The sequence below is a fragment of the Paenibacillus polysaccharolyticus genome, assembly GCF_023714295.1.
GTDB classification, from domain to species: domain Bacteria; phylum Bacillota; class Bacilli; order Paenibacillales; family Paenibacillaceae; genus Paenibacillus; species Paenibacillus polysaccharolyticus_A.
Genome location: NZ_JAMAUN010000005.1, coordinates 114,416 through 133,409 on the forward strand (window position 1 = coordinate 114,416; position 18,994 = coordinate 133,409).

The 18,994-nt window shown below is 44.1% G+C and carries 15 protein-coding genes; 12 read left to right on the forward strand and 3 right to left on the reverse strand.

Features of this window, described 5'->3' with window-relative positions; all coding sequences use genetic code 11:
• The first annotated feature begins 219 nt into the window (after positions 1-219).
• Entirely contained in the window at positions 220-3,849 is a 3,630-nt protein-coding gene (locus M3629_RS14785) for a glycoside hydrolase family 2 TIM barrel-domain containing protein (protein WP_251507651.1), read from the forward strand.
• Positions 3,850-4,101: 252 nt separating this feature from the next.
• On the opposite strand, the gene M3629_RS14790 is transcribed toward M3629_RS14785, so the two are convergent.
• Positions 4,102-5,721 carry a stalk domain-containing protein gene (locus M3629_RS14790; protein ID WP_251507653.1) on the reverse strand — a complete coding sequence of 540 codons (1,620 nt, stop codon included), beginning with the start codon at positions 5,719-5,721 and terminating at the stop codon, positions 4,102-4,104.
• 196 nt (positions 5,722-5,917) lie between these two features.
• Here M3629_RS14790 and M3629_RS14795 point away from each other — a divergent pair, with 196 nt between their 5' ends.
• The 7 genes from M3629_RS14795 to M3629_RS14825 all read left to right on the forward strand — a co-directional run bounded on the left by M3629_RS14795 (position 5,918) and on the right by M3629_RS14825 (position 11,712).
• A complete protein-coding gene (locus M3629_RS14795; RefSeq protein ID WP_251507655.1) occupies positions 5,918-6,421 on the forward strand; it encodes a DUF4362 domain-containing protein in 504 nt (167 codons plus the stop codon).
• 155 nt (positions 6,422-6,576) lie between these two features.
• Positions 6,577-8,031, forward strand: coding sequence for a DUF2207 family protein (locus tag M3629_RS14800; protein ID WP_251507657.1), 1,455 nt, complete (start codon positions 6,577-6,579; stop codon positions 8,029-8,031).
• A 237-nt stretch (positions 8,032-8,268) separates the two neighbouring features.
• Positions 8,269-9,519: a WXG100 family type VII secretion target gene (locus M3629_RS14805; protein WP_251508126.1), complete on the forward strand. Its 1,251-nt coding sequence runs from the start codon at positions 8,269-8,271 to the stop codon at positions 9,517-9,519.
• Between the two features lie 17 nt (positions 9,520-9,536).
• The gene (locus M3629_RS14810; protein WP_251507659.1) at positions 9,537-10,022 is read left to right on the forward strand and encodes a hypothetical protein; all 486 of its coding nucleotides are present in this window, start codon (positions 9,537-9,539) and stop codon (positions 10,020-10,022) included.
• A gap of 33 nt (positions 10,023-10,055) precedes the next feature.
• Entirely contained in the window at positions 10,056-10,241 is a 186-nt protein-coding gene (locus tag M3629_RS14815; RefSeq protein WP_251507661.1) for a hypothetical protein, read from the forward strand.
• Between the two features lie 372 nt (positions 10,242-10,613).
• Positions 10,614-11,345 (forward strand): DUF4183 domain-containing protein, encoded by a 732-nt coding sequence (locus M3629_RS14820; RefSeq protein WP_251507663.1) that lies wholly within the window; start codon positions 10,614-10,616, stop codon positions 11,343-11,345.
• An 82-nt stretch (positions 11,346-11,427) separates the two neighbouring features.
• Complete coding sequence (locus tag M3629_RS14825) at positions 11,428-11,712, forward strand: DUF4183 domain-containing protein (protein WP_090917548.1); 285 nt, start codon at positions 11,428-11,430, stop codon at positions 11,710-11,712.
• Positions 11,713-11,851: 139 nt separating this feature from the next.
• Here M3629_RS14825 and M3629_RS14830 read toward each other — a convergent pair whose 3' ends face one another.
• Positions 11,852-12,232, reverse strand: coding sequence for a hypothetical protein (locus M3629_RS14830; protein WP_251507665.1), 381 nt, complete (start codon positions 12,230-12,232; stop codon positions 11,852-11,854).
• Between the two features lie 239 nt (positions 12,233-12,471).
• Between M3629_RS14830 and M3629_RS14835 the strand changes: the two genes are divergently transcribed.
• The 4 genes from M3629_RS14835 (at position 12,472) to M3629_RS28675 (ending at position 18,481) form a co-directional block, all read left to right on the forward strand.
• The gene (locus M3629_RS14835) at positions 12,472-15,609 is read left to right on the forward strand and encodes a DEAD/DEAH box helicase (RefSeq protein ID WP_251507704.1); all 3,138 of its coding nucleotides are present in this window, start codon (positions 12,472-12,474) and stop codon (positions 15,607-15,609) included.
• Positions 15,610-15,729: 120 nt separating this feature from the next.
• Positions 15,730-16,608: a hypothetical protein gene (locus M3629_RS14840; protein WP_251507740.1), complete on the forward strand. Its 879-nt coding sequence runs from the start codon at positions 15,730-15,732 to the stop codon at positions 16,606-16,608.
• A gap of 14 nt (positions 16,609-16,622) precedes the next feature.
• Positions 16,623-18,362, forward strand: a complete 1,740-nt coding sequence (locus M3629_RS14845; protein ID WP_251507742.1) for a DUF2075 domain-containing protein — start codon at positions 16,623-16,625, stop codon at positions 18,360-18,362.
• An 8-nt stretch (positions 18,363-18,370) separates the two neighbouring features.
• Entirely contained in the window at positions 18,371-18,481 is a 111-nt protein-coding gene (locus M3629_RS28675; protein WP_353056750.1) for a DNA/RNA helicase domain-containing protein, read from the forward strand.
• Between the two features lie 58 nt (positions 18,482-18,539).
• Here M3629_RS28675 and M3629_RS14850 read toward each other — a convergent pair whose 3' ends face one another.
• On the reverse strand, positions 18,540-18,881 hold the full coding sequence (locus M3629_RS14850) for a helix-turn-helix domain-containing protein (protein WP_154959738.1): 342 nt from the start codon (positions 18,879-18,881) through the stop codon (positions 18,540-18,542).
• Between the last annotated feature and the right edge of the window lie 113 nt (positions 18,882-18,994).

Here is an 18,994-nt window from a genome sequence, read left to right on the forward strand (position 1 = left end):
ATACGATAAAAGATTAATGCCAGATGTGAAAACGTTCACTTTTTTGTTTGATTAGTTAGATTAAATTACGTTACAAAGATGAGAGAAATGGTATAATTGTTGCATTGTTAACTACCGAGAAGAATTTTTTATCATTTTACGAAAAGGTTTTCGATTTGAAAGCGGAATTAGGCTGTTTAACGTAATAAATTATTCAACCAGAAGAGAGTGAGAGATGGCATGAATGCGAAGAGACTTTTTAATAACGGATGGCAATTTGCCAAAAGTGATTTAAGCGTTACAAAGCGGACGGAGTCTAATACAGATACTGATCTTACTAAAGATGCGAATTCTACTGAGCAAACAAATCTCACCGAGCCAACGGGTCGTATTGACCCTACACAGCTGACTGAGCTTTCCTTCGAGGCGGTTGAGCTGCCTCACGATTGGCTGATCTACAATACGCTGGATTTATATGAGAACAGTATTGGGTGGTATCGCAAGACGTTTGAATATACGAAGGATGAGCAGCAGGTGATTCTGTGTTTCGACGGGGTATACATGGATTCATCCATATATGTGAATGGGCAGTTTGTTGGGGAGTGGAAGTATGGTTACTCTGCGTTTGAGCACGAAATTACGAATGCGTTGTTGGACGGGGTTAACGAAATTTTGGTCAAAGTTGTGCATCAGAGTCCGAACAGCAGATGGTATTCCGGGGCGGGTATCTATCGTAATGTGTGGCTGAAAACGAGGAGTCGCAATCACATCGTAACGGACGGCATCTATGTTTCCATAGAGCAGCAACCCGATGGCTGGCAGGTGGAGGTAGATACAGAGCTGTGTCTGGAACAGAATCAGCGTGCGCAGTTGCTGCATACGATTCTGTACAACGGTGAAGTCATTGCATCCTCTCAGGCGGAGATAGTGGCGAGCGCTATAGATGAAGGTGTTGAAGCACATGAACATCCAATTCAGTTTACAAACAGCCAGCAGCTTAACGTCCTTAATCCCAACTTATGGAGCCCGGATAAACCCCATTTATATGATCTCGTAACAGAACTACGTCTGATCTCGGGAGAGCAACATGAGGAGCTTATCGAGTCTGTTCCACAGCGGATCGGGTTCAAACAGGTCAGACTGGATGCCAGCGAAGGATTCTATCTCAACGCTGTCAAAATGAAATTGAACGGTGTCTGCGAACACCATGATCTCGGTGCATTAGGGTCAGCGTTTAATGTGACAGCGCTGAGAAGAAGGTTTGTTTTGCTGAAAAAGATGGGAGTCAACGCGATTCGAACCGCGCATAACATGCCGGCGAAAGAGTTCATGGAACTGGCTGATGAGATGGGCATGCTGGTGGTGTCCGAAGCATTTGATATGTGGGAACGGGCGAAGACACCGTATGACTATGCCAGGTTTTTCACCGAGTGGGCACATGCCGACGTAAGAAGTTGGGTGAGACGTGATCGGAATCACGTCAGTCTGATCATGTGGAGCATCGGGAACGAAATCTATGATACCCATGCGGATGAGCGTGGGCAGGAAGTGACGCGCATGCTGATGGAGTATGTGCAGGAATTTGATCCGAAAGGAAACGCACGGGTGACGATTGGTTCGAACTACATGCCTTGGGAAAATGCCCAGAAATGTGCGGATATCGTGAAGCTCGCTGGCTATAACTATGCGGAAAAATATTATGACCAGCATCATGCCGAACATCCGGACTGGATTATCTATGGTAGTGAGACCTCTTCAGTTGTGCAAAGTCGGGGCATTTATCACTTCCCATATGAACAACCTGTTCTGGACGATGATGACGAGCAGTGCTCGGCACTCGGAAACAGCACGACCAGTTGGGGAGCGAAATCGCCGGAGTATTGCATCATCGCTGAGCGCGATCATCCGTTTTCCTTGGGGCAATTCCTTTGGACAGGGTTTGACTATATTGGCGAACCGACGCCGTATCATACGAAAAATTCGTATTTTGGACAGTTGGACACAGCCACGTTCCCGAAAGACTCGTATTACATCTATCAAGCCGCCTGGACGGATTATAAAAAAAGTCCAATGGTGCATATCTTCCCTTACTGGGATTTTAGCCCTGGTCAGATCATTGATGTTCGTGTGTGCAGTAATGCGCCCAAAATTGAATTAAAGCTCAATGGTGAAACCATCGGAACGTATGATATCGACCATGCCCATGGAACCCAGTTGTCCGGCTGGTGGAAAGTGCCGTTTGAAGAAGGTGAGCTGAAAGCTATCGCATACGATGAGCATGGTACGGTGATTGCCACCGATGTACAGCGTTCTTTTACCGATGCGAAGAAAGTGTGCCTGTCGACAGATCGTCAGGAGTTGCAGGCTAACGGAAAAGACCTCGTTTTTGTAGAGATTACAGTGGAAGACGAAGCAGGCCATCCGGTACACAATGCCAATAATCGTGTGCAGGTGAAGGTGTCCGGTGCGGGACGTTTGCTCGGTCTGGATAACGGGGATAGCACGGACTATGACCCGTATAAAGGGCTTAGCAGAAGGTTGTTCAGCGGCAAGCTGATGGCGATTATCGGTTCAACGCATGAGGCAGGAACAATTCAGGTCGAAGTGTCTTCGGAAGGACTAGAAGGAGCAACAGCTACATTCGAATCTAAGGTAGCGGATGTGGAGCGAGAATCCATAACAGTGGATGCAAAACCTGTCTTCATGAAAAATGAAGAGCATCCTGTACTGACGGGCAATGCTCAGGAGATTCCTCTTCGCAAAATTGAAATCATCAGTGAATCAGGACAGATCCTTGATGCCTCTAACCCGGAAGTGATGGTTACAGCCAAACTGTACCCGGAAAATACCACTTATCGGGATGTGCAATGGTCTGTTGTAAATGATGCTGGCATCGTGTCCAATATTGCCAAGGTAGAAGTGATCACTTCTGGAACAGGCGACGAGCCAGGTTCACAGAGTATAGACGTAGACGAGAAAAGGCATAGGGTCAGAGTATCAGCTATGGGCGACGGGGCGTTCCGCCTGCGTGCAACCAGCCACAACGGTACAGACAAACCCAAACTCATCTCCCAACTGGAGTTCAAGGCAGAAGGTTTGGGTACAGCCTACAAAGATCCATATGGATTTATCTCAGGTGGCCTGTATGACTATACGAAAGGTGATGTGGGCAACGGTAATGAACGTGGCGTAGCTACCAGCAGGGACAGCGAAACTCATGTGGGCTTCCGCAATATCGACTTCGGCCTATACGGCTCGGATACGATCACGATTCCCATTTTTGCGCTGTCGAGTGAAACATATTTCATTCAAATCTGGGAAGGTATGCCGGGTGAAGAGGGCAGTGTGATGATTGCCGATGTCGTGTACGACAAGGAATCGATATGGAATGTATACCAGGAGGAGACGTACCGTCTGTCCAAACGACTCAGCGGCATTACGTCGATCTGCTTTGTGCTGAAACAGAAGATTCATATTAAGGGCTTCTCGTTTGAACGCCAAAGCAGGGCTTTTGAAACCAATGCAGCTGCGTCTTGCGATCATCTGTACGGAGATACGTTCACGATTGAGAACGACCGTGTGGCAGGCATCGGGAATAACGTTTCGCTGGAGTTTGAACAGATGAATTTCACAAGTGAAGGCACGTCGAAACTAGTGATCTACGGCGCTTCAGCGATAGATAAAAATACGATTCATATCCGCTTCTCGGGTGCGGACGGGCAGAGTAATCAATTGGTGGAGTTTACCCAATCTGAAGGGTACGAGGAACGGACATTTGAATTGGAGCCGGTATACGGCGAGCAAAAGGTAACCTTTATTTTTCTGCCAGGTAGTCAGTTTGACTTTGGCTGGTTCCGGTTCGAGAAGTAAATAAGGAAGAGCACATACACCTAAGTACCATGCGCAAGGAAACGTACGAATTATACAAGTTTATATCAATAATAAAAAACACCCCTAGCGACAATAAATAAATCCTCCTGAAATCTCAGATGCTGTTTCTTAACAGCCATCAATTTCAGGAGGATTTTTTCAGTTCGTGTGAAAGCCTAGCTATCTAAGCCTTTTACAAGTGTTAATTTATATGCGTATGTGCATCGCATCTGGTATTGCCTATACCCTAATCTACTTCACTTCATCAATCGTTACTTTGGCGGTGTTGCTATCCCAGGTTACGTTCAGCCCAAGCCCCTGAAACATGTCATAAGGTGCTGTGGTGGCTCCAGAGTAGTTGCCAATGGGTTCACGTAGCGATATAACCTGTTCTTCCTGCGGGTCAAGCTTATTTAAGGTGGATACCGTGTATTGCAGTTCATTCGGCTTGATCGTAATGATCCGATCGTTATATTTTAAGGTATAGTGACTTATTAATCCTTCTGCGGTATGCACTTCAAATGTTGCTCCAAGTGTTAACGCAATCGTTTTGATCGGAAGTTGGAGCGTTCCGCTCGTTTCTACTGCAGGATATACGGATTGTAGTAACTTGCCGTTCACATAGATATCTGTACCTAGCTTAGCTTGAACAGGGATGTACACCATGCCTCCCGGTGATGTGGCCGGTGCACCTGCCTCCTGATATTTGTCACCACCCCATCCCCAGACGTTTCCATCGGAGGAAAGTGCAAGACTATGGTAGTACCCGGCAGACACACCTTTGATATCCGATAACTGCTTTATTTTCCCTTGTTTGCCCGTTACGGTTTTTCCGAAGCTGTATACCTCGCCTTTTGTAGTCACCAGAAGTACATAATTGGAGCTTGCATCCAACGTTTTCACTTTAAGTTCGTGGTGGTATGGAATCCGTTTTCCTTGCCCATCCATTCTCCAAACTCTACCTTTCGAATCGAGCACCATCAGTTGCCCGCCGTTACTTGTGATGAACGAGATATTGGTGAGGCCTTTGACTGGCATTGCTTTGGAAGGGGGACTGCCCGCTTTATCCGCTTCTTTCCATGTCCAGACAGAACCGTCTTTTTTCAACGCATATCCATCGTAACCAGATAGAGTCGTTTGCACGACATTTTTCAAACCGCTGACTCGGTGCAGGGTAGGCTTCTTCCCAGCCTCCTCGTTCATCGTGTTAGGAAGCTTCTGAGGTGGGGTCTGCCAGGATTGAACGGTACCATCCCGAAGGAGGGCTACACTCATGAAAGATCCTGCGGTAACATGTCTAGCATCGGTGATGCCAGGAACTTGACTGGGGGTTCTGCCATCTCCCCACTGCCACACGGTTCCATCTGCTTGAACAGCTAAACTGTCCCCCCCACCGGAGTTAGAGATTGCTGTGACATTGGATAAGTGCGGAATACGGACAGGGCTGAATGTATGGCGATACCTCACCGTGTCGCTGATTCCCAGCTCTCCTAACAGGTTTCGTCCCCATGTCCAGACAGAAGCGTCACTTCTTAACGCCACCGTGTAATAGTAACCTCCTGCTACTTGAGTGTAGTGGAGCTCCTGAACTGTATTGGTAGTTAGAGAGGATTTAGGGGAGGAGCCCGGAGATGAAGCCGAGACTGCTCGATCCGGAGCGCTCCCCGTGAAAGCCTGCTCGTCCTTGGCTGCGTAAGTAGTAGACACTGAAGGCAGCGTAGCTATGAGCAGAGTAGAGACAACACCAGCTGAAATGATAATTTTACTGAAGCGGCGAATGGCTGCACTTTGTTGCTTGCACGCCGGCTTGACCAGTGAGGAAGAGAGTGCTTTTTCTGTTGTTACATGATTAGCTTGATTATCGGAATACATAAGATCGCCTCTTTTGGAAGGTTAATGGTAAAAATGGAATTGCTGTTAAATAAACGTAAGAACTAGCATGAAGGTTACATGAATTGAAGAAATTTCACTAAAAAAGTTGCAGGGGATGTTCCAAAGTTCGGACACTCATTTTCAAAAAATGTAACTTATCCAGTCCAGGTCACGTTGTACATATGAGGTGATTGCAATGGGAAAATATTTTATTATGTTATGTCTGGCAGTTGTACTCGCAACAGGCTGTAGTCCGAATGATCCGCAGCAGACTGTCGATCCGGTAGAGAAGAAAAATCCTTTTCCTGCTATAGTTGAGCCGCATAACGGAGAGCAAGCAGAAAAAAGTGGAGATGTTGTCTTCCTCCATAGAGAGATGCGAAACCGAGAGAAGTGGGAGTCTTTTATGCAAAATGTGAAACAGAATCAACCGGATAACGTCCGGGTCACCATGTATACGATTGAAGGCGATCCCATCATCCATGAGCTAAGTTATGACGGTACGCTGTTTCGATCCACCTATGATGCCACAAGAGATAAGTATGGCTCCAGAGAAGAGATCACGACGAATACTTGCAAGGGATTGGAACTGACCAAAGTCGAGCGAGGAGAATCATTGTACGTCTTAACCGATTGTGAGAAGCAGAATGTATTCTACATTCCAAGCATGCAGGAGGAAGAGAAGAATAGTGAATTATGAATGATGAAAGTGGATGGACTCTGAAGGATGAACATTGAGAGGCATATCGATGAAAAAGAGGTGCCCGGGTGGGATTCTTTTGGGATATGAACAGGTTTATATAGAGTAGGGTAGATCGCCGAACTTTTATTTTTTCCTATGAAAGGGGTCATCACATGAGAGATGCACTAACAGATTGGCAAGCTTCATCTCAGTTCTATCATTCGGTACTTGTCCAGAGACAGCTGGCCCCGATCTTGCAGGAGACATGGTTGAAGCAGCTTATGGAAGGGATCATGTGGGTGCTTCTGGGTATCATTGTTGTTCAATTACTATTATGGGTGAGGGCTCGCTTGAGCAAGGGGCCGTTCACGGACGAAGAGGTGGAGCAAGCAGATCCACTGTTTCTCGCCTATTTGCGGAGCAAGGGCAGGCTGAAGTTGAAGGACACGCAGGCGACCATGTTCCAGTTAATTCGTAAGGGCATATTGTCAATGCGAGTTGTGAAAACGAAAGGACGATATCGGAATGATCCAGGGGAAAGCAATCCTCAACTTAGACCCAAAACAACGTTGGAGTACAGTGTGGAATCCTCGGTTACTAATAGTTCGCCGGATGAACAGGGTCTGTTGCAATGGCTATTCTCTACCTATGGTTTCGGTAAACAACGGCTGAGGCTCGATGCTTTGGCCGGACCAAGCGAAGGGGAAAGCAAGCGGAGAGAAGCCATGAAATATTACCGGCATAAAGAGAAGTCTCTGAGCGAAGGCGTTCAGTCGTGGAAAGAACAAGTCGTAGAGACGAGAGACTGGGGACAGCTGATTCGAACACCGTTGCTTTTGCGATTGCTTGTCTATGTCATGTTTCCTATTCTGATGCTCCTTACAGGTATCGTGTGTTTTGTAGATCGTGTGTCTGTGCCGGGCGTGATAGGTCTGGTAGTTACGGTGGTGATCTGGTTCTTGGTCATTCGGAAAATTCATGTGCGTTTGCTCTATCAAGCGGCTTGTGTAGGATTAATAATCAGCCTCACCGTGGCGATTAACGGCAATTCAGCGTTTACTTCATCGCTATACAGTATTATATTTCTGTCTATTTTTGTTCGTCTGTTCTTGCCTGCTAGAGAAGTGGCTCCTTCTGAGAGGGATTGGGAGGCCTCTATGCGTCACTGGCGTAAACGATACAGAAAGGGCATTCCAGTCGAGCGCCTGAGTGAGTCGCCAGAAGTGTTGGAACAGATCATTCAGACCGCTCTGGTGCTGGGCATTGGATCACGATGCGTACGCAAAACAGATTGGTCTGTGTTACAGCAACACCATGATCCAGAGCTCAGACGCCTTGCGGATCGTGAACCTGCATCAGATAACAGTGTACCTGGATCAACAACATTAAAACATACACCTCTATTGGTGCTAGCTTTGCATCTGCGGGGCATATTCAGGCCGATGTTTGCGGCAGAGTTTCCATTTGATCGCACCAATTATATCTTCGCCACGATATTCCCTGACTCGGGTGGAAGCAGCGGTCACACTTCGGTCAATACGGATAGCTACAGCGGGGACGGTCATCATCACGGATCAGACAGCGGGGATTCCGGCGGAGGCGGGGACTCGGGCGGGGGTGGAGATTAATTATCATGGATTGAAATGATGCCTCCGCTGAACGCCTGTTCTTCATATGGAAGCCGGAATAAATACATCAAATTAGATATGATTTACGTACATGTGCAAGCTTGGCTGACTAGAGTAGTTACCTAAATACTGAATTGTTGAGGAAGGAAATGATTCTTCTGTTCAATTCCAAAGATAATTTCAGTTTGTTAAAATTTAGGTATAACGACTATGAACAGGTTTGGTGGTGAAAACGGCATGTTGCGGATTCAGGTACACCCCGATGAATTGGATGCCAAGGCACGTTATGTTCAGCAATGTAAATTGGATTTGGACCGAATGGTTCGTGAACTGGATAAATCTCTTAATAAGCTGCAATCCGAATGGTCGGGGGTTACACAAGAAAAGTTCTTCTGGGATTTCATGGAGGTCAAGCATGTTTTCCCGTCAACACTCGGCATGTTGGATAATATTCAGAAGGAGTTTACCTTCATTGCAAATAATTTCAGGACGACAGACAGCACAGGTGAGGTGGCTCTGTACATTCCCAATGAGTTGAAACCAAGTTTTTTCACTGGAGCCGTGGACAAAGCCATTGGTGACACCGTTACAGGTCTGGGCGAGACAGCCGAAGCACTCATCTATAATCCGTTAAGCACATTAGGCAGTTTGGCTTATGCGATGACTATAGGTAAGGTAGTTGACGCTGGACGTGGACTCGCTTTTGCTTGGGATGCGGCCTGGGGCAACGGAACAGCACGGTCTGATATCAAGCAGTTTGTGGATGAAAAGAAGAAGCAACTCGACGAGGACGAGTCAGGTTATGTTAAAGGTGCGATGGTCGGCCAAGCCCTCTCTTATTTTATCTTCGGCAGAGCCTTACACTCGAAGGAACGTCATGAATCGGGTGGAGGTGGGGGAGGTAAGAAGGGGACTGAGCAGGGGAATGTGAAAGAGGAAAAGGGTAAGTCAAGTTTTATAACCAATCCTGCTGAAATGAAAAAGCACATCATCTCACCAGAAGATGGATTTCAAGCATTTCTTGAGAGGAAGTATATTGATATACGAAAATCAGGGATTGAAGATATTAGCACAGTAGCTAAAAATACAGGATTGGCAGACGAACAGGTATTGAACATGAAGAAGCATTTGTTTTTAGATACAAAGGATTTATCTGTAGGTGGTAAGCCTTATGAAAACTTATATTTCCAAGCAGATCCTGATGTTGCACATGCATGGCAGTTAGCTCAAAAGGGAGAACTAAATGACAAACAGAAAGCCTGGTTTAGAGAGCTTGCGAACCATGAATTGAAAGAAAAAGAACTAATGGATGGAGGTATGCCTTTAAGAGACCCATCCACTTGGAATGGAAAAGGGTTCGATATACAACCTGAGAAGAATGCACATGATAAGGCAAATTTAACTGATAAACAACCTACACGTGATTTCCCGGGTTATGACAAGTATAAGGAATATGAAGAGAATATTGATAAGGACCTGGACTATTAAATTTAGAGGTGAAAAAAATGTACTTAAATGATACGGTATGCAGAATAAACGAAATTAACTGGGGAAAAGTTGGTACTATTGTGTCTAATGAAGATGCAGATTTAGGGTATGAATTTCTAAGAAGGTTGGCTTTATTTTATAAAAATGAGGGTCTTAGACCCCAACCACCGATGTTTACTAATATAGCCAAATTACTTGGTGATACTGAGAATGAATTTCCGATTGCCATGTATTGCAATCCAGAGGTTCTGGAATTTATTGATGATTACCAGTATTTAAAAAAAATATTTGAATTTTATATACAATTATCAATATTTGTTGAAAAAAAACCGGAATACACTGTTTATTTACATGTATATGAGCCATTAATCAGAATATTGGAAAAAGGAGGATTTTTCGTCCTTAGGCCACAAGAATTAGAAATACAAAATGTAAAGTATATACCATTGAACAACTGGTATGATACGTTTTCAATAACTGAGCCTTATAATATCAGTGAATAACTTCTACTACATAAAAAGTAGGGGGATAAGCCTATGGAATATTCACTTAAACTAAATGTGTATGGATGTGAACTGGAGAGAGTGCTGGTGGGAGATATCCAGACTGATGAAGTAAAGCAGGTAAGAGGGAGAACTATAGCAGAAGCTGTAGTTCTTTTTTATTGGGCGGTTGTAATAGTTATTCGCACACTCTCTGCATGTGCAGAAGACATAGTATAGGGCATATATACTGTGTTTACTGGCCTAAGGAGGGTGGCGACTTTGGAGCATACGAACAAGGTGAAAACGACTCTTCACTCATTAAGAAAGAGACATCCTTCAACGAAACGCTGTAACAAGATTCCGAGAAAACGTAAGAAACGGTATGTGATACGTAAAGCTGTGGGAAGAAAAAGATGTGCTTGCAAGCAACGCGTGAGACAAAAGAAAGTATCCCGCAGACACAGAAATAGTACATTCTCTGGAATAGGAAATATTCCTCTCGCCTGTCCTGAGCCCACTATGAATTCTACCCCCGCTAAAATGGAGGAAATAAAAACTGTCAGTCTTCCTGACACGCAAGGACTGATCTCACAACAAGGTTTCCAAGGCTTGGCAGGCCCTCGGGGTGAGCAAGGTGAAGCTGGCAGTACAGGGGCACTAGGTGCGGCTGGTCCTCGCGGCGAACGTGGTGAACCGGGAAGCACGGGAGCCCAAGGCCTGATTGGCCCTCAAGGTGTCGCAGGTGAGCAAGGCACCTCTGGAGTGCAGGGACCTGCTGGTCCTCGTGGTGAACAAGGCGAACCGGGAAGTCCGGGAGCTCAAGGTCCGGTTGGCCCTCAAGGTGTCGGCGGTGAGCAGGGCCCCTCTGGAGTGCAGGGACCTGCTGGTCCTCGTGGTGAACAAGGCGAACCGGGAAGTCCGGGAGCCCAAGGTCCGGTTGGTCCTCAAGGTGTCGCCGGTGAGCAAGGGCCTCCCGGAGTGCAGGGGCCAACTGGGCCCCAAGGTGAGCAAGGACCGCCGGGCAGTATCCCCGGAATTCAGATCATTCCTACATCTGATCGCTACTTTTATTTCCCTGACACTGATTTGGATTTGTCGAACTCGGTTACAGTTGCTGCTGGTGAATTTGTTAATGATGAGGGAGGAAGTATATCTCAATTCGCAGGGATCGGCATGACGAGTTACTACAATCTTTATATTAATGGGATCGTGCAACCTGGCAATTCGTATGTGTTAACTGCAGATGATTTATTTATTCCGTCTCAAAGCGGTGTCCTGTTTGCTGAAACACCAGTTATCATTGAGATTGTTCAATTAACAGCGGTAATCCTAAATAATTGAAAATGGTTATATCATCTTATCTCTCTGCCTTCACTACTCTCAAATCTACTACATATACTATGTCAGGTAGGAGGTGAGAAACATGCCACTGGTTACACCATTTCAGAACAGTTTAAGATTCGCCGCGACTATAGGGGATGGAACAGGAACCGGAGCAACGTTTGCAATCGCTGCGACGGCTTTTACAAATGATGCAGGTACAGCCGCAACAGCTTTTCCAGGCACGTTCAATTACTACAATCTCTACGTTAATGGCCTTATGCAAACAGCTGACACATCTTCGGTTACCACCACTACACTTACCATCCCCGGCGGAGATGCATTAAATGATGGCACCCCAATTGTCGTACAATTTGTAGTGTCATAAGGATTGCTTGAAGTGATTTAACAAAGCATTGTACGGCTTCTATCTGTGATAGGAGCCGTTTTTTTGCTCAATACGAATTCAGCTTGCGATTGTGCATACTTCATTGCATGACAAGGTCCACAAATCTAACAAATTTGGATTAGCCTTCAGGAACAGACTGATACATGGTATATCCGTTTTCTTCACTGGAATATACATACTCAGGATGTTCTATTGAACGATACAATTTTGTGCCTGGAGGCAATACAGAAGCCATACCGGATTGAAACTTTTCATTTTTTTTATAGTTCATGGATATTTGACCGTATGGAGTAGTGTCTACAGATTTAAATTCTGTTTCGTTAACGGTTTTGACCTTCTTATAGAGAATCGACTCGATTAAAAATAGATCACTATTTTTGTCCTCTTTCATTAAAGTTTGAGCCATTTCTTGAGTAGCGCTAGTTTCTGTTGTACAGCCAACTATGCTAAACAATATGACAGTAGATAATATAAATGAATAAATAACTTTGGTTACCATTTCAATCCTCCTTGTATCGTTTTTCCGTGATGCTTGGTTTAACTTCTGAATAAATAGTAATATACATATGTTACCATACCACAAGTAGAGGTGCTGTTTGCTATTCCATCCAAACTACTAATGAAATTTCTCACGTGCTGGACGATAATAGAGTAGAGACCATATTTACCAATACCAAGCAATATCAATGGAACACAACTACATATCCACAACCATTCTAACCCTCGCGAGGTACATTCATGAGACAAGGCATATATGAACAGCTTATCAACACAATCACCAGGCAGGAGATTTCGGCGCTTGACCCGGATGTGTATCACATTGGGACCGAGAAGCTGGATGCGGAGGAAGCGCGTAAGCTGCTGTCCACGTATTTGGCGGCAGTGACACGGCGAGCGCTCAAGATTGTACGGGAACAGACGGAAGACAAGATGGCCGTATTAGAGCAGATTCGAACCTGCAATGAGATTATTGCAACCCTGAAAGGCACATTGGGGGAAGAGGAGTATAACGACTTGCAACTGGATGAGCGGGGTGAGGTGCTGACCCATGTGTATTCCAAGCTGAACAGCATCCGTGCCATTCGAGATACCAAAATCATTCGCCCGGATACGCCGATTGCCCAGAGCTCGTTATTCACAGGGGCCAAATCTGAACCAAGTATGCTGCTGGAATTGCAAAAAGAGATCGTGACCGCCGACCGGATCGATTGGCTGGTGTCTTTTATCAAATTCAGTGGGCTTCGCCTGCTGCTGGAACAACTTCAGCAATTCACATCAGGTGGGGGCAAACTGCGGATCATTACAACCACCTATATGGAGGCAACCGATCTCAAGGCGATCACCGAACTTAGCAAATTGCCGAACACCGAAATCCAGATTTCGTACGATACCAAAGTCACGCGGCTGCATGCCAAAACGTACATTTTCCACCGCGATACGGGATTCACCACCGCTTATGTCGGCTCTTCGAACCTGTCCAACCCGGCCCTGACCAGTGGCATGGAGTGGAATCTCAAGGTGACGGAGAAGGATTCCCTGGATGTGCTGCGCAAGATCGAAGCAACATTCGAGAGTTACTGGAATGATCGCGAATTTACGAGATACATACCTGATGATCAGGAGCATGAGGCACAACTGAGAGCAGCTCTGAATCGCAAAAAAGACCAATCCCGACACTTCCACCTCGACATCCAGCCCTACGATTATCAAAAGGAAGTGCTCGAACAGCTGAGCGCCGAGCGCACGCTGTATGGACGAAACCGTAACCTGATCGTCGCCGCCACAGGCGTTGGCAAAACGGTCATATCTGCCTTCGATTACAAGCGATTCCGCGCAAGCCACGCGGGAGCGAAGCTTCTTTTTGTCGCCCATCGGGAAGAGATTTTGAAGCAAAGCCGGGACACGTTCCGGTATATCCTGAAGGACATGAACTTTGGCGAGCTACACGTCGGGAGTCACCGGGCGGAGGCATTGGAGCATCTGTTTGTCAGTATACAGAGCCTGAATGCCATGAAGTTAACGGATATCACCAGTCCAGATTATTACGACTATATCATTGTGGATGAATTCCACCATGCTGCTGCACCTTCCTACCAGAAACTGCTGTCTCACTACGAGCCACAGATTCTGCTTGGACTTACAGCAACGCCTGAACGAATGGATGGCAAAGACATAACCGCGTACTTCGATCATACGATTGCCGCCGAGATCCGTCTGACGGATGCCATCGACCGCAAGTTGCTTAGCCCGTTTCAATATTTCGGTGTCACGGATACCGTTGATCTGTCCCAAGTGAAATGGTCGCGTAAAGGCTATGACTTGAACGAACTGGAGAAGCTCTACACTCATAACAAAATCCGTGCCAATCAGATCATGCAAAGTCTGAACCGATACGTCACCGATCTGGATGATGTGAAGGGACTTGGTTTCTGTGTAGGGGTAGATCATGCGCTGTATATGGCTAAAGTTTTCAATGAAGCTGGAATTCCATCTATAGCGCTGCATGGTGGATCAAGTGAACAGGAGCGTCATTCTGCAAAAGGAAAACTGGTGAACGGGGAACTGCGCCTGATTTTTGTTGTCGATCTGTACAATGAGGGTGTGGATATCCCTGAGGTGAATACGATTTTGTTCCTGCGTCCGACCGAAAGTTTAACCGTATTTCTGCAACAACTCGGTCGTGGACTACGTATGGCAGAAGGCAAAGAGTGCCTGACCGTGCTCGACTTCATCGGGCAAGCGCATCAGGAGTACCGATACCAGGATAAATTCCGCGCCCTGATCGGTGCGACCAAACATTCCATCTCGTATTATGTCGAGAACGGCTTTTCGAACCTGCCTCGCGGCACTTTTATTCAGTTGGAAAAACAGGCCAAGGATTACGTGATGCGTAATCTAAAACAGATGAGCCGTAATCGCAGAGCGCTGATCCAGAAGCTGCAAACGTTCCAGCAGGACACTGGACTGCCGCTGACGCTGGCTCATTTTGTAGAGCATCACGGGATGACACTATATGAATTGTACGGTGGACGTACAGGTAAAAGGTATTTCCGCGGCCTGTTGGCCGAAGCGGGGCTAACCGAGCCAGTAAAGGATGAGCAAGAGGAATATATCCGCAGACTGCCGTCTGTGCTGACAATCAACTCCCGAAGCTGGCTGAATTTCCTGATCGACTATATTGAAAAAGGGAAAGAGCCCACCACTGCCGATGAACAGCGCATGTTGATCATGTTCTACTACACCTTCCACCGTGCTGCACCGGAGAAGCTGGGGCTAAGCAGCATCGAAGAAGGGATTACACGCGTCCTGTCTTGCGCAGCATTCCGGGACGAGCTTGTGGATATTTTCAAATATAACTTGGCTCACCTGCGATTTGTGGATAAAAGCCATGCGTTCCCGTACACTTGTCCACTGGATATCCACTGTATGTACTCCATCGACCAAGTGCTCGCCGCCTTCGGCTACTGGAATGTCGAGCAATCGCCAACCTTCCGCGAAGGCGTCAAATATTTTGCCGATGAACAGACCGATATTTTCTTCATTACACTGAACAAATCGGACAAAGACTTTTCTCCTTCCACGCTGTATGAGGATTATGCGATCAACGAGCGTTTGTTCCACTGGCAGACTCAGAGTCGGGTATCGGAGCATACGGCTACGGCGCAGCGGTATATTCATCATCGTGAGACGGGGCATCGTATCGCGTTGTTCGTGCGGGAGTACAAGGAGGAGAATGGTTATACGTCTCCATTTGTCTTCCTGGGTGAAGCGGATTACGTGAGTCATGAAGGGAACAAACCCATGAGCTTTGTATGGCGACTGCGGGAAGAGATGCCAGCGAAGATGGTGGCGGTGGCGAATAAGTGTATTGTTTGAGGAATTAAATAAATAAGGGGATATAATAAAATTAAAAGTAGTAATATAACTTATTTTATAATGTTATATATTCCACATATATTTAATTTTCTGATATTTTTGTTTTCAAAAGACATAAATATGAAAGTCATAGTTATTTGGTCAACAATCATACTATTAGCTTTTCAATTTCACAAGAAGATTAAAAAATCTTGGATTGCATATTGTTTCTTAGGGGCAATTTCATTAGTGCTTATCCATTTATGGACCGTAGAATTCTTTTTTGTTTTGAGCACGGTGACGATACTATTTATACCTGTTTATATTCTTGTTGTGTTACATCATGTTATAAATGATAAATTGAAATTAGGCATTTATATTTCCGTTGTTATTATGCTTATGTTAAGTTTAGTTATGTTTTTGGTTCTATTTTTTGTTTATTATGCTTTCCTTATAAAAGTATTTGAACAATATTCGAGCAATAATATGTTAGTTTATATAGTAGGATACCTAACATGGGATATGTTGAAAACCCTTCTGGTAGCATTGTTTACATTAATAATTGCTTTCTATATTTTCGAATCTCTTTTTAAGCTTGTAAAGACTAAAGTATTGAACAATAAATCTCGATATCAAATCATATTTATATTTCTATTTTCTTTGTTTGCCTTAATATTTCCTGATATGGTATTTTCATATCTCTACCTATCTTTCGCTGAGACAAGTGAGTCATTAGAGTTTCTTAATTATGCAGATAACTTTGATATAGGAAGTATGATTGTTTTTTATAGCAAAGCTTTTTATTACACTTTTTGCTTACATTTTGCTGTTCCTATGCCTACAACTGAATTTTATTTTAATATGCAAAATTCAATTATGAGTAACTCTTATATGAAAATAATTCAATTCCTTCATTACATACAAAACAAATTGTTGGAATTACACTTATTTGCAGCGGGGATAGCTACCCTTATGTCGAATGCTTTAGGATTACAGAAAAAAGAAGTTAAAGAAAATTAATTCAGGGGTGCATCATGATTATCTACAGCAGTAACGCATTAGCTTTCCGGGAATCAGTTGATAATAATCAGATTACACTTCAAATTGAGGAAGCCTATATTAAAGGTATGGGGAAGAGACCAAACAAAGGTGAGGTAAGAGCTTGGAATAATTCGATGCAGTTTATGGAGAAAATTATTCGCAATTCTAAGGTTGCAGATGACTGCGGTATATTGATTGAATATAATATTCCTTCTACAAGTAAGCGAATAGATTTTATCATTGCAGGTCAGGATGAACAGAAAAATGACAACTTTGTGATTGTGGAGTTAAAACAGTGGGATGCAGTCGAGGCTATGGATCGTGAAGATATTGTGAGGGCATTTATTGGAGGAAGAACAAGGGAGACACCACACCCTTCGTATCAGGCTTGGTCATATAAACAATATTTAAGTGATATGAATGAGGCTGTTTATTCCAAGGATATTAATGGATACTCATGTGCATATCTACATAATTACAGAACGGTTCATCCTGATCCCCTCCAATATGATCAATATCAAGATATTATACGTGAAGCTCCCTTGTTTTTAGCTGATGATACATCTAAACTTCAAAATTTCCTAAAACGGCACGTAGGTCAAGGGCAGGGTGTTAACTTACTTTATTTAATTGAAAATGGTAAGATTCGTCCCTCTAGAAAGCTAATTGATCATATTGATGGATTATTTCAGGGAAACTCTGATTTTGTATTGCTTGATGAGCAGAAGGTTGCATATGAAGCTATAATGAGTCTCGCCAAGCAAACAGATGTTAAACGAACCATTATTGTGGAAGGTGGTCCTGGAACAGGCAAATCCGTAATATCCATGAATGCTCTTGGTGGATTACTCCGAAACAAGTTAAATGTTAAATTTATTGCCCCCAATTCATCATTTCGAACAGTTATGGTAGAAACTTTGACAAAACGACAGGCTAAAAACAAGACACGGACAAAGATGTTATTTTCGGGATCGAGTCAATTATACAAAGAACCAGCTAACATGTATGACGTGCTTGTTGTGGATGAAGCACACCGATTGAAGGGCAAAGGAGCATATCAATACTTTGGGGAGAATCAGATCGAGGATATTATTAAAGCTTCTAAAGTGAATGTATTTTTCATAGATGATTTTCAACGCATTCGACCTGAAGATATAGGTTCCATTGCAGAGATTAAACGTTTAGCAAAAGTTTATAATTCGGAAGTGCATGAATACTCACTAGCAGCACAGTTTCGTTGCTCCGGAGCAGAGGGTTTTCTAAATTGGGTTGATAATGCATTGCAAATTCGCCCTACTGCTAATTTCGATGGGTGGGATCAAGATTCTTTTGAGTATAAATTAATGGACTCACCAAATGAATTATACGATCTTATCAAAAGTAAAAACGATCAGGGGTATAAAGCAAGAATGCTAGCGGGATTTGCTTGGAATTGGACTGCTGATAAGGACGGTAATCGCAATGGAGAAATTCCTGATGTGAACATTGAAGAACATCAATTTGCTATGCCTTGGAATGCTCGTTCCATATCAAGCACTTGGGCTATAGATGAGAGTGGTATAGATCAAATTGGATGTGTTCATACGTCTCAGGGTCTTGAATTTGATTATGTGGGCGTAATTATAGGAAATGATCTAAAGTTTGATTCAGAAAAAATGAAGCTTTATTCAGAATATGATGAGTACAAGGATAGAATGGGGAAAAAGGGCTTAAGTTTAAAAACGAGGAGTTAACTAAGCTGGTGAAAAACATTTATAAAATTTTGATGTCTCGGGGGATGAAAGGTTGTTATGTTTACTGCCGGGATAAAGAATTGATGAGTTACTTACAAAGTAGAACTAAAATACAATGAATTATTGATTGCACGTAATGAATAAACCCTATCATTCTGATAAGATGGTAGGGTTTATTTACATTAGTATTCCTTTTACAACATTTTTAGCTGTGCGTATATGTTCTGAATTAGAGTCTCTTAACAGTTGTACAATTTCCTTGATTTGTTTCTCATCTTCGGTTACTTCAAATTCTTCCTCCACATACGCAAATAATTGAATTAAGTTCACTTCAAGGGACTCAGCTATCTTTGCTAAGTTCACCAAAGAAACGTTCTTTTCACCACGTTCAATCTGACCTATGTATGAAAAATGAAATCCGCCTTTTTCTCCGAGGGATTCTTGTGAATACCCTCTTTCTTTGCGTAGTGCACGAATTCTGGCTCCGACCAATTTTAAAACTTCTCTATCCTCATTCATGGTATTCACCTCTCTATGTTCAAAAGTGTAGTCAAGTTTCCTAAAGGTAAACACCAAACGAAGAATACAAAATATAAATTTGATTACTATGAGTATCATTTTGTTGTATAATA

Excerpts from the sequence above, each read along its gene's own strand:
- M3629_RS14785 (WP_251507651.1), top strand. The coding sequence starts at position 220 with ATGAATGCGAAGAGACTTTTTAATAACGGATGGCAATTTGCCAAAAGT.
- M3629_RS14790 (WP_251507653.1), bottom strand. The coding sequence starts at position 5,721 with ATGTATTCCGATAATCAAGCTAATCATGTAACAACAGAAAAAGCACTC.
- M3629_RS14795 (WP_251507655.1), top strand. The coding sequence starts at position 5,918 with ATGGGAAAATATTTTATTATGTTATGTCTGGCAGTTGTACTCGCAACA.
- M3629_RS14800 (WP_251507657.1), top strand. The coding sequence starts at position 6,577 with ATGAGAGATGCACTAACAGATTGGCAAGCTTCATCTCAGTTCTATCAT.
- M3629_RS14805 (WP_251508126.1), top strand. The coding sequence starts at position 8,269 with ATGTTGCGGATTCAGGTACACCCCGATGAATTGGATGCCAAGGCACGT.
- M3629_RS14810 (WP_251507659.1), top strand. The coding sequence starts at position 9,537 with ATGTACTTAAATGATACGGTATGCAGAATAAACGAAATTAACTGGGGA.
- M3629_RS14815 (WP_251507661.1), top strand. The coding sequence starts at position 10,056 with ATGGAATATTCACTTAAACTAAATGTGTATGGATGTGAACTGGAGAGA.
- M3629_RS14825 (WP_090917548.1), top strand. The coding sequence starts at position 11,428 with ATGCCACTGGTTACACCATTTCAGAACAGTTTAAGATTCGCCGCGACT.
- M3629_RS14830 (WP_251507665.1), bottom strand. The coding sequence starts at position 12,232 with ATGGTAACCAAAGTTATTTATTCATTTATATTATCTACTGTCATATTG.
- M3629_RS14835 (WP_251507704.1), top strand. The coding sequence starts at position 12,472 with ATGAGACAAGGCATATATGAACAGCTTATCAACACAATCACCAGGCAG.
- M3629_RS14840 (WP_251507740.1), top strand. The coding sequence starts at position 15,730 with ATGAAAGTCATAGTTATTTGGTCAACAATCATACTATTAGCTTTTCAA.
- M3629_RS14845 (WP_251507742.1), top strand. The coding sequence starts at position 16,623 with ATGATTATCTACAGCAGTAACGCATTAGCTTTCCGGGAATCAGTTGAT.
- M3629_RS14850 (WP_154959738.1), bottom strand. The coding sequence starts at position 18,881 with ATGAATGAGGATAGAGAAGTTTTAAAATTGGTCGGAGCCAGAATTCGT.